Raw genomic sequence first — 17084 nt, forward strand, 5'->3', positions numbered from 1 at the left:
CAATGGTAAGACCGGAAGAATTAAGCGAATGTACTTTATTTAAATTTCCTTTTATATCCACCTCAGGTCATCCAGTTATTGGAATTCCATACGTACTGGTGTAGTCTATTCGTACCATGGACACTTGACTGTATATAGTATATTATGAAAACGGTTTCAACATTATTAGGAAAGAGGGGAAAAAATTTGAAGAAATTTTATTGGTTCATCGGTATAGTCTTTTTCTTATTGTCATTTGCGCAACCGTTTGCACAAAACGCTTTTGCTGATGACAAAGTCTATGATACGGTCGTACTCCGAGGAAGCGCTGCTTCACTTGATTGGAGTTCTAATGATCACCCACTGGCTTATGATGCAGAAGAAGGCGTGTGGAAAAGTGATCCTGTCGCACTAGAAGGCGGAAATGAAGTCGAATTTAAATACGTATATGACGGAAGCTGGATGGAAGGAGCAAACTTAACTTATACACCGCCTCAAGATGGTGATTATACGTTCGTTTTTTATCCCGAAAATGAACGTACAGTAGACGTACGTTCAGCAAACACGTCTTCTGGAAGTGTAACGTTAGAGTTAACTGTACCTGAGGCGACTCCAGATTGGGTGGTGCCTACCCTTGCTTCTAATATGAATGACTTCAATTATAAGGTAAGCCCCCTCAGTAAAGTTGACGAACGTACTTACCAAATTCAAGTGAATGGAGAATCCGGGGAAACACTATCCTACTTCTACAGTTTAGACGGCGAGCCTTATAAAGAAGTGCGCGAAGAACCCCGTTCAGTTGTGTTTACAGAAGATACTCACGTTCAAAAAGATACCGTTACGGAATGGGAAACAATCCCCGTAGCCCAGGATGTTACGCACGATTTCAACCACGAGCCTTATACACCTGACAAAAAAGATAACGTAGTCGTAGAAGTAACGGTAGATCATTATGGACCGATTGATGAAGGAGCTGTCTACTATACGACAGACGGGTCCAGCCCTGTTGGAAAAAGAGGAGAGGTTGAAAACGGAAAAACAGCTGACCTTCAAGTAACCGAAACCACAACACAGAATAACGGTTTAAAAACTTCTATACTTACAGGGACAATACCGAACCAAAAAAATGAAACACGGGTTAAGTATAAAATTGATGTGTGGCATTCTGAGAGTAAAGGCTCACAATTCGCCGATAACAATGCACTCACGTCAGAGAATGCCACGGAATTTGCTTATTATGTAGAGGATTATCAATCGCCGGACTGGGCGAAAGAAGCGATCATATATCAAGTCTTTGTAGACCGCTTCCGTGATGGCACCGATAGCAACAATACATCCGTGGACCCTTCCCTTCCTTACGACGAACAACTAAAAGGTTGTATGGGCGGCGACATTCAGGGAGTATTAGAAAAGCTGGATTACATCGATAGTCTGGGTGTAAATACCATCTGGATTTCCCCTATTTACGAAGGTCCTTACTCTCATGGTTATCATCCAGCAGATTTTATGAATATCGACCCACGCTTCGGCAGCAACGAATTAATGAAAGAACTGGTGAAAAAAGCACATAAACGTAATATTAAAGTTGTTTATGATTTAGTTCCGAATCATACATCAAATCAACATCCATTCTTTCAAGATGCAGTAGAAAAAGGAGAAGACAGCCCTTACTATGATTGGTATTCATTCACTAACTGGCCAAACGAATATGAAACATTCTATGATGTTCAGGAATTGCCTGAACTTAACAATGACAATCCAGAAACCAGAGAATATATGTTAGATGAAGTTGTCCCATTCTGGATGGAAGAGATTGGGGTAGACGGGTTCCGGCTGGATTATGCTAAAGGCCCGAGCCAGAGTTTCTGGGTGGACTTTCGTCATAAAGTAAAGGAATTGGATTCGAACGCTTTCATTTTCGGCGAAGTATGGGATAATCTCGATACGATTACATCCTATACAGGAAAACTGGACGGAGCGATCGATTTTGAAACTCAGTCCGCCATCCAGAATGCTTTTATTAATGATGGCAGCATGAACCAGCTGGCTTCTTCCTTAACAACGATTCATAATGCCTATAGTGAAGAATTTGTACCGGCTACTTTCTTAGACAGTCATGATGTACCGCGCTTCTTATATGAAGCAGATGGCAACACGCAGACTCTGAAAAATGCGGCATCTCTACAGTTCACACTGCCCGGGGCTCCGGTCATTTACTATGGAGATGAAGTGGGCCTTTCGCAGAGTGGGGATCACAATGCCGTTGATGAATGGAAGGACCGCTATTACCGTGAAATGATGCCTTGGAAACCATCAGAGCAGGACCAGGATGTGAAAGCTCATTATAAAAAGCTCATTGATATTCGACAGGAACATGAAGCATTGACCGATGGAGACCTGGAAATGGTTTATTACGATGATGATCTTCTTGTATTCGAAAGAAAGCTTCCTCAAGATCAGGTCGTTGTCGTGATCAATAAAGGAGACAGTCAGCACCAGTTTGATCTTATTGATCTGTACAACCAGAAAACACCGAATCGTGTTAAGCTGACCTCATTAACAGATGGTAAAAAACTGAAGAGTCACAAGGGTTCGCTTGAATTGAAGAGTGAGGCTCATTCTGTTTCCATCTATGAAGTCAAAGGAAAGCTCCGCTTGGAGACCCCTGACGAGTATAAGAAGTATTCAAAAGTGGCTATACGGGGATCTGAACCGCTTGATTGGGAATCCGATGCCAATTTGTTATCCTATGATGACAGTAATCATGTCTGGAAAAGTGACCCCCTCGAGTTAAAGGCGGATGAAACCATCGAATTTAAATATGTACGAGATGGAGAATGGCTGGAAGGGGACAATCTAACATTCACTCCCGAAATAGACGGAGACTATATATTCATATTCAATCCTCAAGATCAATATCGGATAACCGTCCTCCCTTATTCTGAATCAGCTAATCTCGGAAAAGCTTCATAGGAAAAAAGCCTGCCGCATGCGGCGAGGCCACTGAAAAATTGAAGATTTATAATAGGTAGAATCCAAAATGCGGATGGTATGGAATGTTCTTCTATACCATCCGCATTTATTCTATTATCATGAGGCTTGTCCTCTCTAATCCTTCATTAGTTTCCCGATTCATTTCACCTTCGCTGTAAAAATCGCCATGGCGCCTTGAAGGTGCATGCCTTCAAGACCCTAAGATGGTCCACATTGATTCCACGATGAGCGTTCAATGGTGACGCCTGCAGGAACAGCGCGAGCCGAAGATCCACTTGGTCAAGTGATCTTCTTGACCAAATTAGCTGAGGCCGTGCCCGCGGCAAGCATCCATCGACAAGCGATTCGGGAGAATCAACAACAACCTTTAACCACTCCTCTTGATAGAAAGGAGTTTTTCAGTGGCCTCCCATGCGGCAGGCTTTTTCATATCTATTAAACTATTGCTTTTCCTTCGCTAATATATTATATTACCATTTGTACCCAATTGGGTATGATACCTTTCGCTAACCGCACCCACTGCCACGTTTATCCCTACATACAGGAGGACCACTATGAAAAAACATCTATTGCTCAGTCACCTTATACTTCTAACCATCTACCTGCTTATATCCGCTTCCCCAGTAACAGCTTCAGCAAGTTTTACTGATACAGAAGAACATTGGGCTTATGACGAAATTAACTATCTTACCGATCAAGAGCTATTAAATGGATATCCGGATGGTACATTTAGACCCAGCCGATCTATCACACGTGCAGAGGCTTCTAAAGTTATTGCCGATCAGCTGGGATTGAAATCGACGAACTCCTCCGCTTTTCCAGATACAAGCGGTCATTGGGCAGAATCTTATATTAACGCCATTGCGGAACGTAATATTATTATCGGATTTGAGGATGGAGAGTTCAAACCCAATCATACCCTGCGAAGATCCGAACTGGCTGTTATCCTTACACGGGCGTATCAATTGGAAGGAAGCAGTTCTTCCACGTTCTCTGATTTATCCAATAATCACTGGGCTTTTCCTCACGTAAGTGCGCTTTTAGCCAATCATATTACAACCGGATATAAAGACGGGACCTTCCGCCCATCCCGAGATGTATCCAGAGCTGAATTTTCAAGCTTTTTAGCACGAATTTTGGATGAACGTTTTAAAGTCAATGCTGAGAGTAATGAACAAAAGATTCCTGTGCTCATGTATCACAGTTTGTCCAAGAACCCTGCAGATTGGAACTCTGTTACCATATCACCAGACAAATTTTATGAGGAAATGTTGTATTTAAAAGCATTGGATATGACTACAATTAGTTCTCAGCAATTAATCGATGCAAAAAACGGGAAAGCTGAACTACCCAAGAATCCCGTGATGGTTACGTTTGATGATGGTTACCGCAACAACTATCAATATGCCTATCCTGTGCTTGAGAAGCTCGACATGCAAGCCGTCATTTCTATTATTGGATGGAGTGTAGGGCGTACGACTGATTTAGGCGATGAGCTTGATATCACTCCTCATTTCACATGGGCCGAGGCAAAAGAAATGGTAGACAGCGGTCATGTGGATATCCAGAGTCATTCGTTCAATCTTCATAATCCAGGTACTTCGGATGGCTATGCAAAAGGAACACTTCCACGTGAGGGAGAGACGACAGAGGAACACGCTGATCGTTTTAAAAAAGATACGATGAAAATCCACAAGCTAATAGAAGAAAATCTGGGGTATGAACCGGAGTTGTTCACCTACCCTTATGGCGCTTATAACCAAACTACAGAAAACGTTCTGAAAGAATTGGGGTATCAAGCAACGCTGACAACTCGTTCCGGGATATCTGATTTAAATAACGGTTTATTCCGTATGAAACGAATAAATTCTCCAGACTACCTGCCAAGTTATCAGCTGATGGATAAAATTGTTCCAGAAGGTGTACATGTTCCTTTTAGAACAGTTCCAACACGTGAAGCCCGGATTGCTAAGCTGGAAGATTATTTAGATATTAAGTAATTCATCATGGTGAATTACTTAAGTTTTTAATCATTTATAAATCCCACCCTCTCAACAATGAAGGTGGGATTTATTAATTCTATTCACGATTATCATGGCTATAAGAATAGGAACGTTCACTTGAATAACCATTAGGATTATTACGCTGCCATTTCCATGCATCTTCACACATGTCATTAATACCTTTCTCAGCCTTCCATCCAAGCTTTGCTTCAGCCTTTGAAGGATCAGAGAAACACTCCGCAATATCCCCTGACCTTCTTCCTTTAATTTTATAAGGTATTTTACGTCCTGATGCTTTTTCAAAGGCATGAACAATCTGGAGCACACTGTATCCTTCCCCTGTACCTAGATTGTATGTTTCATATCCTGTCTCTGCAGTAACATACTCAAGAGCCTTCACATGACCTTTGGCTAAATCCACCACGTGAATGAAGTCTCTTACTCCCGTCCCATCGATTGTTGGATAATCATTTCCAAACACTTGAAGCTCCGAGTACTCTCCGATTGCTACTTGCGTAATATACGGCATTAAATTATTGGGAATCCCTTTGGGGTTCTCTCCAATCCGTCCGCTTGGGTGAGCTCCTATCGGATTAAAATATCGAAGTACAGAAATACTAAAGCTTTGATCGGATATGTATAAATCCTCAAGTATTTCTTCAATCATCAATTTCGTTCGTCCATAAGGATTAGCCGCTTGAAGAGAAGCACTCTCTTCAATGGGGTTTCTTTCAGGCGTGCCATAGACGGTTGCCGAGGAAGAAAAGATTAGTTTTTTTACATTAAATTCTTTCATAACTTCGCACAACGTGAACGTACCTGTAAGATTGTTGGAATAGTATTTTAATGGCATCTTCACAGATTCACCTACCGCTTTCAGTCCAGCAAGATGAATAACAGCATCAATGGGGTGATTGGCAAAAACCTGAGAGAGCTTTTCACTGTGTAACAAATCCACCTCATAGAACTCTATCGTCTTCCCCGTAAGTTCATGAACTCTTCGCAACGATTCGAGCTGGCTGTTGGAGAGATTGTCAACAACAACCACTTCATATCCCTGATTCAAAAGTTCTACGCAAATATGACTCCCAATATACCCTGCTCCTCCTGTTACTAAAATCATTCCATTTCCTCCTTTTTTGGTCTCAAGTACTTTCATTTAATATCTTCAAAGTAATTAAAGTCCTTGCCTAGAGAAGTTAACCTGACCTATTAACAAAAAAGAAAACCTTTACGATAAAAAGAAAAAGAGATTGAATTTACGACAACCTCTTTTTCGCCATTATATATAAAACTTGTAAGTTATTCGACATTTTAAAGTGAAAAAAGTTTCATATTTTTTATGATTTTGTATAATAGTAGTTACCAAGTATTATAATGATCGGGTTCATGGTAGTGGATAAATCCATGCGAATCTGCATAATTAGTACTATTTGTCTTTTCTGAAAAAGAAACGGTAAGGATTTGAATACCTGATTGCTTTTGAAGGGTCTTTAGGTCTTTAATACGATCTTGAGACCATTGGTCATTGGATACTGTAGAATAATTAAAGTTTTCCCACATGATTCCATCTACATAAGGAGATGTCGCAGTTTTCAGCGTATCAAATCCCCAATTTTGGATCATGGATAATTTCGGATGTTTTTCTTGGATTCTCTTTAATAAGGAAACCAGTCCATTCCTTTGTTCTTTCAAAATATCCTGGCTATTCCAATGTTCATTATCTATATTTCCAACTGTATCAAGAAAAATCCCATCCAGGCCCTTAGCAGATATCTGAGTGGTTACTTCGTTCAACAGTATCTCCTGATAATGAATAGACGTAATATCCATTAAATATGAATCCCATTGAGAATAATACACCCGCTTCTGATTACGGTAGAAAAAATCACTTTCATTCAATTGGTTGAACAACTCTGTATTCCATTTGTCAGCTTCCATTATATTAATATACCCATAGACTTTTGTACCTGACTGTTGAATCATCTGAATTTGCTCTTGAGAATAAAAAACCGGCTCAATCATCACAGCATCTAACTCTTGCATTTTTTTCAATAAATCCGGGGTTGGACTATCATAATAAATTTTGTATGTTTTAACTTTAGTCAAAGGATTATCGGATGCAGCGCATGCATTAAATGGCAGCATAAAAGCGGATAAAATTACAATGAATGAAAATCCTAAGCTCTTTTTTTTAGATATTTTCCACATTTGTTGACCTCCCTATATAAGAAATAATGTCAGGATTCTCAGGCTGATGAAATCGATGTGCTGTCCTACCGATTTTAAATGAGTCTTTATTCCTGATTAATTTCTACGTTATTATAGCATAATTTAACAAAATAATAGTTTTTTTATTAAAAATCATCGAGGTGATGAAATGATTTACACTCAGACAAGTACTTGGCGAAAATTTATCGAACTGTTCGTTATTATGTTAATCGCAGCTCTTCTGGATCAATATCTTGAAATGAATATGACCCAATGGACTTTAAGCCCGTTTATTATGATTGTTCTATTCTTTTCTCTGCGCTATGGTCTGACTCTGGGCTTATCCGCTTTTCTATTGACAGTATCCTATCTAATCGTGTCTGTGGAACTGAACAATGGAGATCTCTTCCTATTATTTTATGAATCCGACACCTACTTAGTAATGTTATTCACCTTGCTGATCGCTGTTATAAGCGGCACTTACAGTACTTCATTCAAAGAAAGATATGAGAGTCTTACGTATTCTTATGGAGAGATCATGGACGAACGTAACGAGCTGAAGAAGACGATTGAATTGATGAAGGAGTCTCAAAGAGTTATGCAGGAAAAAGTATTAGATTCTGAGTACACACTTTCAAGAATCTATCAGGTTGGCATAGCACTAGACCAGCCCACCCCTGATTTGATTCGTAATGAAGCAACCACCATTATTTCTAATTTATTTAAAGCAGAAGAGGTTGGAATTTACCACCTCGATTCCTCTCGGAAAGCCTTGCGGCTGCATGTGAGAAACGGGGAATCCAAACGGCTGCCTCAAACGTTGTTTATTGATGAACACTCATTTTTTTATAAGAGAATCTTCCAAAATAAAACGGTAACCATTCGAACCGTAGATGATGACGAAAATACTCCTCTTGTGGCAGGGCCGATTGTTTCAAATAACGAAGTAGAAGAAGTTTTGATCATCGACCAACTTGATTTTTCAAGGTTAACAAAGTATGAAATTCAAATTATGTCTCTCGTCCTGGATTGGATGTCCAATCGAATGGAGCGGGCAAAGGAAGCTAAGCGAGAAGAGGACAAGGAGAATATGTACCCGGGAACCCGAGTTTACTATGCAGATGTATTTGAAGATCTCGTCGATGTCCAAAGAATGAGAAAAGAGCATTATCATGTTCCGTTCAGTGTAGTTTCCGTAGATTTAAGCTCCCATAAAAACCTATCCGTTATCGAAACGGAAATTATTCTGAGAGCATACCTACGTGAGCTTGATGTGATCGGATTTAATCAGGAAACTCACACCTTTTATTTCCTTCTTCCAGGTACAGAGGAAGCAAAAGCATGGATGGTAGAGAAGAGAATCAAGCAAGCGTTACGGACGAAAGGCGTGATGCCGGTTGGATAACCAATCACTGCCTCTCATTCTCATAACCTTTTATTTAGTACATGGTATTCTGATTGCTTTCTCCGCACACTTTCTAAATAAACGCGTCACTAAGGAAGATAGAGGAATAATCAGCTGGATTTGTGTAGTAAGTTTCTTCATCCCTATAGCCGGTGAAATCTTAGGAATAATTACTTGGATGATTTCTAAACACGTTGGATCTAATCAAATGCTGAACGAATACGACGATTATATAAAATTTGAACCACTCAATCTTGAGCATCTGCGCTACCAGGCGGAGGAAAACATGGACTTGCTCCCTATAGGTGAAGCCATACAATCCGATGAATCTAAGGACCATAAAGACCTGATTCTGCGATTGATCAACTCGAACATTACGAATAAAGGAAAATATTTAAATTTAGGACTTACTAATAATGACTCAGAAACCGTACACTACTCTGCGACTACGCTTAATGTTTTAAATAACCGTATGGAAAAGGAACTGGAACAGGCAAAACTCGCCTTTGATCCGGCTCACCCAGCTACCATCCACCACCTGGTTCAGGTTTATGAACGCTTTATCGATAGTGGTCTCCTTGAAGAAAATGCTCAAAAAAGGTTGGAAAAAGAGTATGTGGACGTTTTGGAAAGAGAAGTCAGTACTCCTGGAGAAGCCACTTGGCTTTATTTTAATCTTGGGAAAATCTATAAGCGGACCAGTCAAAAAGACAGGGCGATTCAGGCTTTCAATGCCTTGATCGAACATTTCCCAAACGAACCCGAAGGATACCTGCAATTAATAGAAATCTACTATGATAGGCGTAATTGGTCCGCCCTAAAATCGTTAACCTGGAATTTATATGAGCATGTGCCGGAAGAGAAAATACCAGAAAAGCAAAGGTTCATCGTTCGTCACATAGGAGGTATCGGTGTATGAAAAAACGGACGTTATTCACTGTCAGCGGGTTATTTTTATTACTGTCGTCGACTATTTTATTTTTACAATTTATTCGTCTGGATCTATTCCACCAGTGGTTTCCAGCTAAAAGTGCTTCCTTATCAGATACGGAAACGATGAGCGCACTTAAGGAACCACTTCCAGGCCAAGAAATGAATATTTATATGCACCGTAACGACAGCGATTTATCGCAAGGTGCGATCGATAATATACAAAAAGCTATGGATTATGCGAAGGTTCGCTATACCGAAATCTCTGCATCAGAAATAAGTAACATATCCCCTTCTCCTTATAACGTACTTGTTTTAGCAGGAGAGCACTCAAAGAACTGGCCGCTTGAGAGAATTAAAGCCTTTGTGGAAAACGGAGGACGCCTGTACATAGGGGCAAGATTTATTAATGAAGAATGGAACGAATTGTTAGGTATTACCGATGTGAATGATTTTAAAGACGGTATTTACGGTCTGACTTTTGAAAAAGAACTATTCCCTGGGTACATGGATCTTGACCAGACCTCTAAGCTTTTTTCTCACAGCATTGCCGACGTGGAACTTTCAAAAGAATCAGAAGTATTCATAACTGCACAGAATGAACCGATCTTATGGTCTAATCGTTATGGAGAAGGAAAAGTAATGGTGTGGAATACGAGCTCCGTGACGGAGAAAAACTCCAGGGGTTTGATGCTTCAGGCTCTTTCTTTTTTACCTCCTGCCTTTGCCAGCAATCAAGCTGGTATCAAGGTGATGCACATTGACGATTTCCCGTCTCCAGTACCAGCTGAAACCTCTGAAGTTATTCAGAATCACTACGATCTTTCAATACAGGATTTCTATACCGATATCTGGTGGGAAGACATGAAGGAATTGAGTCACAAGTATGAGCTGAGTTATACAGGATATTTAATTGGCACTTACGAGGATGAAATGAGAATGACGGCTGAAGAACTCATTTCTGAACGACGTTATCCCATGCTTTATTTTGGAAGAAATCTTTTGAAGGAGAAAGGAGAACTTGGGCTCCATGGATACAATCACCAGTCACTCGTGACAAATGAGGAAACCATCGACCCCTCACTACAGTACATGCCATGGGACAGCCAAATGCAAATGGAGGATTCGTTAAAGAGGGCCGTCCAGCTTTTCGATTACTATTTTCCTGCCGAGCAAATTGAATCTTACGTGCCACCTTCTAACATTTTAAATGAAACCGGACTGGCAGCCCTTCAAAACGCGTTGCCCAATTTAAAGACGGTGGCTGCTCTCTATACAGGGACCGCATCGGAGGGAAGTTTCATACAGGAATTTGAGCAGGACGATAAATATCCTGACCTTTACCATTTCCCGAGAATTTCAAGTGGGTACATGGAGACAGCAGAAGATCAGTTCATCCAAGTGGATGCGATTGCAAACTTTGGTATGGTTTCGCACTTTATCCACCCCGATGATGTACTGGACAGCCAGCGGAGCGGGGATAAAGGCTGGCCAGGTCTTAAAGACAACTTTGCATCTATGGCACGTTCTATTCACCAGACATATCCCTATTTGGATAATATGGTGCAGTCACAGGCTACTAACCGAATGAAACAGTATCAAGCGTCCGATATTCAAGTAACTTATGAACCCGGCCAAATTAATATTAAAGGAAACGAGATGCTATCCCCTTCCCTCCTATTTCTTCGGGTAAATCAGGAACAGCATTTAGAAACAGGGACGTACTCTTTCGGGGTGGTAGAGCGATTTAGTGAAACAGAATCGCTTTATAAAGTTACATTAACCAAACCTTCGGCAAAAATTAGTATAAAGGATGATTCATTATGAGAATCGGAATGGTCGTCGAGGGGAGTTATCCCTATGTGAGCGGAGGGGTCGCAAGCTGGGTGCAGATGATTATTACTCAGATGCCAAAGCACGAGTTTGTCATTATTGCGATTACACCAAAAGAGATGTCTGTTGAGGATTATCGATATGATTTACCCTCCAACGTCGTTCAAGTGGAGAATCTGCCTCTTAATTTTAAGCAAAAAACAAAAAAGCGAAGGATACCCCTGACTGAATCTGATCAGGTTAACCTCACCGAATGGATGATGTTCAGCAAGGTAGAATCGCAGGCATTAGATGTCTTTAGCCAGAAATTAGGGACTAGGGAAGCGTTTTTTTCCAGTGAACTTTTTTGGCGGCTGGTACAGGGAAGTTACCAGAAAGAAAACCAGTCCGGTTCCTTCATTGATTATTTCTGGATGTGGCGTGGAATGTTTACTCCCATCATTGAATTGCTTCAGTTTCCTTTTCCTGAAGTTGACCTTATACATTCAGCATCCACGGGCTATGCAGGCCTGGTTGCTGCTTCAATTAAAAGACAGCAGAATGTCCCCTTCCTTTTAACGGAACATGGCATTTATTCCAGGGAACGAGAGGAAGAAATCCTACAGGCCGGGTGGATTCCTGATTATTATAAAAAACGCTGGGTTACTTTTTTTCACCATCTATCCAGGCAAGCCTACAAAGATGCGGATGATGTTATAACACTTTTTGAACGAAACAGTCTGCTGCAGAAAGAAATAGGAGCAGCTGAAGAAAAACTGTCGATTGTACCAAACGGCATTCACTTTGATCGTCTTTCCAACATTCAGAAACGTGATAAAACAGAAGTTAAACTAAGTATCGGTGCAATTGTGCGTGTTGTCCCCATAAAAGATATTAAAACTATGATTAATGCAGCTAAAATTTTGGATGACAGCAAGGTTCCTTTTGAGCTTATCATTATGGGTCCGCTCGATGAGGATAAGGATTATGCAGAGGAATGTCAGCGAATGATTACACAATTAGAAATGGAGCACTGCGTTGTGCTCGCTGGCAAAGTTAATATTATGGAATACCTGCCTCAATTTGATGTTTGCCTATTGACCAGTATTTCTGAAGGCCAGCCGCTTGCCGTTCTTGAAGGAATGGCTGCAGGCATTCCCTATATAGTAAGTGACGTAGGATCCTGTTCCGAACTAATTCACGGACGTGATGATGATCCCTATGGTCCCGCCGGTTTTGTCGTGCCTCCAGTCAACCCTAAGCAGATAGCTGAATACTGTGAGTGGATCTATCATCATCCTCAAGAAGCGATCAAATTAGGAAAAAACGGACAGAAACGGGCAGAAAATTACTATCAAATCCATCAGTTTATTGAACAGTACGCTGAACTCTATGAAGCAAGGGGGCAACAATATGGCCGGTATAGGATTTAAACTGCAGAGGTTATTTCAGGAGGATTATTTTTCTTCCCGTATAAAAGCCTATACATTTGCAGGACTGGTTACATCAGGACCTTGGCTGGTTGTTATTGTCACCATAGCTCTTATTCAATGGATCACCTCCTCCTTCCCTTTTGTGAATCTGGAAGAAAGAAGATTATTTAATATCTCTGTAGCTTACTGCTTTATCTTCTCACAGGTCTTGTTTGGTATTCAGCAGTTAATTGTTACACGTTATACCGCTGATTTGTTTTATCAAAAACGCACAGGTGAAGTTTTTTCTACTTTTATAGGTATGACGAAGGTGACTCTTGGGCTTTCGCTAGTAAGCTGGCTCATCTTTGCGGGATGGTCCTCTCTTCCTTTTCTGTATGAACTGCTAATGCTTACTCTTTATGTCACTGTCAATATGATTTGGGTGCTATTCCTGTTTTTAAGTGCTGCAAAGTTTTATCAAGCGGTAGCTTACAGTTTCTTAAGCGGAGGCATTGTATCCTTCCTCCTCGTGTGGCTGGTGGGAAGAAATATGAGCAGTCTACCTGAATTTTCTCACTCCCCCAGCTTCTTTTTACTGCTCAGCTTTACGGGAGGGATGATTATTACCCTGTTTGGTCTGCTAATGTGTATGCTAATAACATTCCCTGAACGTTCAATAGAAGGTCAGTATAGTTACCTTAGTTATTTCGATGAGCTCCCATCGCTGTTCTGGACAGGCTTTCTATACAACGTAGGAATTTGGGTTTGCAACTGGGTTATTTGGTTTGGAGAAGGTCGATCCACGCTGCTGAACACCTTTGTTTTTCATCGGATTTATGACACCGCTATTTTCTGGTCATACTTGACGATTATTCCAGCTATGATTTTGTTTGTGGTCTCATTGGAAACCCGTTTCTATGAACGGTACCGTGTTTTTTATGGCTATATCAACGAAGGTGGAACTCTTCAGCAGATTAAAAGGGCTAAAGAAGCGATGCAGCTTGTGCTTAAGCAAGAGATGGGAAGGCTTATTAGAAGTCAGGGCATTATTTCTCTCTTGATTCTGCTCTCAGCTGGCTATATTGTGTCCATTATTGCTCTTGATTCACGTATTATTTCGATCTTCCGCTTCACTACGGTGGGAGCGTTCTCCAATGCAATGGTACTTGTGATTACTCTTATTCTACTTTACTTCGAAGACCGAAGAGGGGCTATGTACACCTCCATTGTATTTTTTGGTTTAAATCTTTCTTTGTCGCTCGTCTTTATCCCCTTCGGCTATGATGGTTACGGCCTTAGTTTTTCGATAGGTTCCACCTGTGCCTTTCTTTTCTCAGTTTCACGCTTAGTATTCTTTATCGAAAAAGTGGATTATTACGCTTTCTGTCAACCTCAGGCAATTTCAACAAATGAAAAAAGAAGACCTTTCTCCAAAATGGGAAGATGGCTGAATAAAAACACTATATTTTAAATTGGATTGAAGAGGTGCTGATCCCTTTTAAAGGAGGAAATCTGCACCTCTATCCTCATTTTTTATAATCCCACGTCACTACCCACTTCTCTTTCACTTTTGTGACCACAACCTTCTGATGTAAAGTGAACAGGCCATATTTTCCTCGAAAAGTCTGGGCCACTGTCATGCTGTAAGCAATGGGAAAAGGTTTCACTCCCTTTTCCATACGCCAATTTTTGACTTTATTTATTTCTTCTATGGTAAAAGTAAATGTATCAACCCCAAAGTGATTCATGAAAACATGAGCCCGGTCCTGAATGTAGGGGCCCTTCGCAAATTTTTCTTTCATAAGGGGATGAAAAAGCTTCCAGGAATCCGAGTATTCACCTCTTTGTTCAAACGAATAGAAGTTCTCAACCACTGCTTTGGCTTGTTGAGCAGGACTTGTCTTATACATCACCACACCTGTTATTCCACCCGCGATAATCAGTATCCCAATGATCAGCGCTATCTTGCCGTTCATCCCTCATCCTCCTATTTCAGACTCCCTATTACCCTATGCACCCAAAGTTTAGAATACGAATAGAACCTCAGGTCATCCATATTTTGGATGACCTGAGGTCCTATAAATTAGCTTTATTCCAAATCGTACAATTCTTGGGTAACGTGCTGCTTACCGGTCAGCACATCATATTGAAAGTGCTGGTAATCTTTTAATATCTTTTGTGTGGATGAAGGCAGTTCATCAGTTGAAGGAACGGTTTCGCCATCTGGAGTCATATAAATCATGTCTCGAAAAGCCGGGAGTTCCTGCTTCATTCCTTCTAGAAAGTCATAAAATTTCGGTGTCTCATAATGAAGAGCATCCGCCACCATAGGTGCGAGGTAAACAGGACTTACTGTTCCAACTTCCTTTTTCATATCCATTTCGAAATTAGACAGAAATACTAATGGAGTTTCATAGAACTTCGCCTGCTGTTTCTGGTCCTCCTCATTCCCAAATCCTGTCTCTTTATAAGCTTTCAAATTTGCGCCAATGGAAGGAAGGTGATCACCAAAGAAAACTACTACGGTAGGTTCGTCCATTTCCTGAATACTTTCGTTCAGTTTTTTGAGTGTCTCATCTGATCGTTTGATCCCCTCTGAATAAACTTCAATCTGTCTCTCGGTATCAGGAGAAAACCCCTCTCCGCTCACATCAATCGTGCTTCCTCCCTCATACTTATCTTTACTATAGGGAAGGTGATTGGCGATTGTGACCGCATGGATGAAAGCCGGTTGTTCCTGCTGTTCTACCGTATCGAGCAGTTCTTTCACTACAGATCTGTCTGAAACGAACTGTTTATTATCTTTTTTTGTATAAGTCATATCATCGAGGAACGTAGATTGATCAAATCCAAGATTCGGATACACTCGCTGTCTGCGGTACAGATTGCCTCCATTTGGATGAATAGCTTCACTGTAGTATCCTCGATCATTTAAATACGACACAACCGATGGATAGTTGTCATTCGCTAAAATATGATTGAAGGGGTTCCCTCCCGGGTTGATGTAACTCATAGAATAGCTGGTCAATGCCTCAAATTCTACATTAGCCGTTTCTCCTCCAAAAGAAGGGCTCAAAATCTGCCCTGAAGGGTACTCTTCCATTAGACGTCGTGTATTTTTCATTGGGTCTTCTGAGAATTTGACATCCAGATTGGTTGGATCCCAGAAGGTCTCATTCATGAAAAAGATAATATTCGGCTGTACCGATTTTTCTTTTTCATCATCTGATCGTGCGAAAACTTCATTCGCATTAACCACAGAATCTTCCATTACTGTTTGATTGTACGGATCAGGCTTTTCTACTACATCCAACTTAATGTTAGAGATCATCCCAAGCACAGGACCATTGTAATAATAATTGTTTTGCTGGTTCCAAGGCATGAAGCTTGTATACTCTTCATAGTAGCTTTCTGTAAAACGATCATCATAGAGCAGAAAGGAATACAATAGATAAGCCACCGGAACAAGTATAACCAGCCGGGTAATCCACCCTATTTTTATTTTCGGCATTTTATACCAGGCAAACAAACCAGCTACAATGACGCCTATGATTAGCAAAGTAGCCGTTATGGAAATGGAATCTGATATTAATGGAATGACATCCTGAAGCTGGCCAATTTGAATAAAATCATTAGGAAATAATGGTTCATTCCGATAGATCTGTTTGTAATGATTCACCAGTGCCAGTATAAAGGACACAAGTAAAGCAATGCCACCGCCCATGTAAGTTTCTCCGACCAGGAGAATAAGCGCCAAAGTAAAGAGGGATAACAAAAAAGCCGTAAACATATAACGCTCAGGATATTCCTGAACCCATTCCGTTGCTCTGCCCAGCGTAATATCCAGATGGAAAACCATAAATAGATAGGAAGCAGCCGCGCCAACCATTACCGAAACGAGCAAGGCTGTTGCAACTCTATATATACGAGATTTATATAAAGTGTCTATCTTATTTCGTTTATGCAGCCACCATGTAGCTGTCCCCCACATAACCAACGAAAGTACTAGAATAGATGTTCCGAGGCCAACGGTATGAATTTGAGCCCAGTCTATTACAGTGTTCCATCCCGAAGAAATGGAATACGTAAGTATGCTGTAGCATAAGCCTAACGCTACAGTAAAGAAAAGAAATAACGGAAATGTACGAATCAAACTCTTTCCCATCCAAGGTACCTCCCCATTCTCTATTAATTCCGAAATAGTTCTATATTCTTCTCATTTTAGTATTAAATGTAAATAAAATCTATATTTATGTAAAGATCATGTAAATTTTTCAATAATTATCTTCCAATTCAAGAATTATAGTTTTATGATTAAAAGTTTTGATAATGTAC

General features: G+C 40.5%; 12 protein-coding genes. 8 read left to right on the forward strand and 4 right to left on the reverse strand.

The genetic code is table 11. From position 1 onward, the window contains the following. Positions 1-186: 186 nt before the first annotated feature. From HBHAL_RS15145 to HBHAL_RS20435, 3 genes are all read left to right on the forward strand, one after another. Positions 187-2952 (forward strand): alpha-amylase family glycosyl hydrolase, encoded by a 2766-nt coding sequence (locus tag HBHAL_RS15145; RefSeq protein WP_014644332.1) that lies wholly within the window; start codon positions 187-189, stop codon positions 2950-2952. A 256-nt stretch (positions 2953-3208) separates the two neighbouring features. Beyond that, a complete protein-coding gene (locus HBHAL_RS15150; RefSeq protein ID WP_041601401.1) occupies positions 3209-3412 on the forward strand; it encodes a hypothetical protein in 204 nt (67 codons plus the stop codon). 115 nt (positions 3413-3527) lie between these two features. Continuing rightward, positions 3528-4973 (forward strand): S-layer homology domain-containing protein, encoded by a 1446-nt coding sequence (locus HBHAL_RS20435; RefSeq protein WP_014644333.1) that lies wholly within the window; start codon positions 3528-3530, stop codon positions 4971-4973. A 79-nt stretch (positions 4974-5052) separates the two neighbouring features. On the opposite strand, the gene galE is transcribed toward HBHAL_RS20435, so the two are convergent. Then, positions 5053-6099, reverse strand: a complete 1047-nt coding sequence (galE, locus tag HBHAL_RS15160; protein ID WP_014644334.1) for a UDP-glucose 4-epimerase GalE — start codon at positions 6097-6099, stop codon at positions 5053-5055. 239 nt (positions 6100-6338) lie between these two features. Beyond that, positions 6339-7187, reverse strand: a complete 849-nt coding sequence (locus tag HBHAL_RS15165) for a putative glycoside hydrolase (protein WP_014644335.1) — start codon at positions 7185-7187, stop codon at positions 6339-6341. A 169-nt stretch (positions 7188-7356) separates the two neighbouring features. Between HBHAL_RS15165 and HBHAL_RS15170 the strand changes: the two genes are divergently transcribed. The 5 genes from HBHAL_RS15170 to pelG are packed head-to-tail and all read left to right on the forward strand — an operon-like array spanning position 7357 to position 14220. After that, entirely contained in the window at positions 7357-8592 is a 1236-nt protein-coding gene (locus tag HBHAL_RS15170; protein WP_014644336.1) for a hypothetical protein, read from the forward strand. Next, entirely contained in the window at positions 8585-9511 is a 927-nt protein-coding gene (locus HBHAL_RS15175) for a tetratricopeptide repeat protein (protein ID WP_014644337.1), read from the forward strand. The genes HBHAL_RS15170 and HBHAL_RS15175 overlap by 8 nt, the downstream gene beginning before the upstream one ends. Continuing rightward, a complete protein-coding gene (locus HBHAL_RS15180) occupies positions 9508-11349 on the forward strand; it encodes a DUF2194 domain-containing protein (RefSeq protein WP_014644338.1) in 1842 nt (613 codons plus the stop codon). Before HBHAL_RS15175 ends, HBHAL_RS15180 begins: the two co-directional genes overlap by 4 nt. Continuing rightward, positions 11346-12767, forward strand: coding sequence for a GT4 family glycosyltransferase PelF (gene pelF, locus HBHAL_RS15185; RefSeq protein ID WP_014644339.1), 1422 nt, complete (start codon positions 11346-11348; stop codon positions 12765-12767). Before HBHAL_RS15180 ends, pelF begins: the two co-directional genes overlap by 4 nt. Next, entirely contained in the window at positions 12748-14220 is a 1473-nt protein-coding gene (gene pelG / locus HBHAL_RS15190) for an exopolysaccharide Pel transporter PelG (protein ID WP_014644340.1), read from the forward strand. Before pelF ends, pelG begins: the two co-directional genes overlap by 20 nt. A gap of 55 nt (positions 14221-14275) precedes the next feature. Here the strand turns inward: pelG and HBHAL_RS15195 are convergent, their stop codons facing one another. Both HBHAL_RS15195 and HBHAL_RS15200 read right to left on the reverse strand, forming a co-directional pair. After that, positions 14276-14725 carry a hypothetical protein gene (locus HBHAL_RS15195; protein WP_014644341.1) on the reverse strand — a complete coding sequence of 150 codons (450 nt, stop codon included), beginning with the start codon at positions 14723-14725 and terminating at the stop codon, positions 14276-14278. Positions 14726-14838: 113 nt separating this feature from the next. Continuing rightward, positions 14839-16914 (reverse strand): LTA synthase family protein, encoded by a 2076-nt coding sequence (locus HBHAL_RS15200; protein WP_014644342.1) that lies wholly within the window; start codon positions 16912-16914, stop codon positions 14839-14841. Positions 16915-17084: the final 170 nt, after the last annotated feature.

Origin of the sequence: Halobacillus halophilus DSM 2266 (genome assembly GCF_000284515.1) — a bacterium.
GTDB classification, from domain to species: Bacteria; Bacillota; Bacilli; order Bacillales; family Halobacillaceae; genus Halobacillus; species Halobacillus halophilus.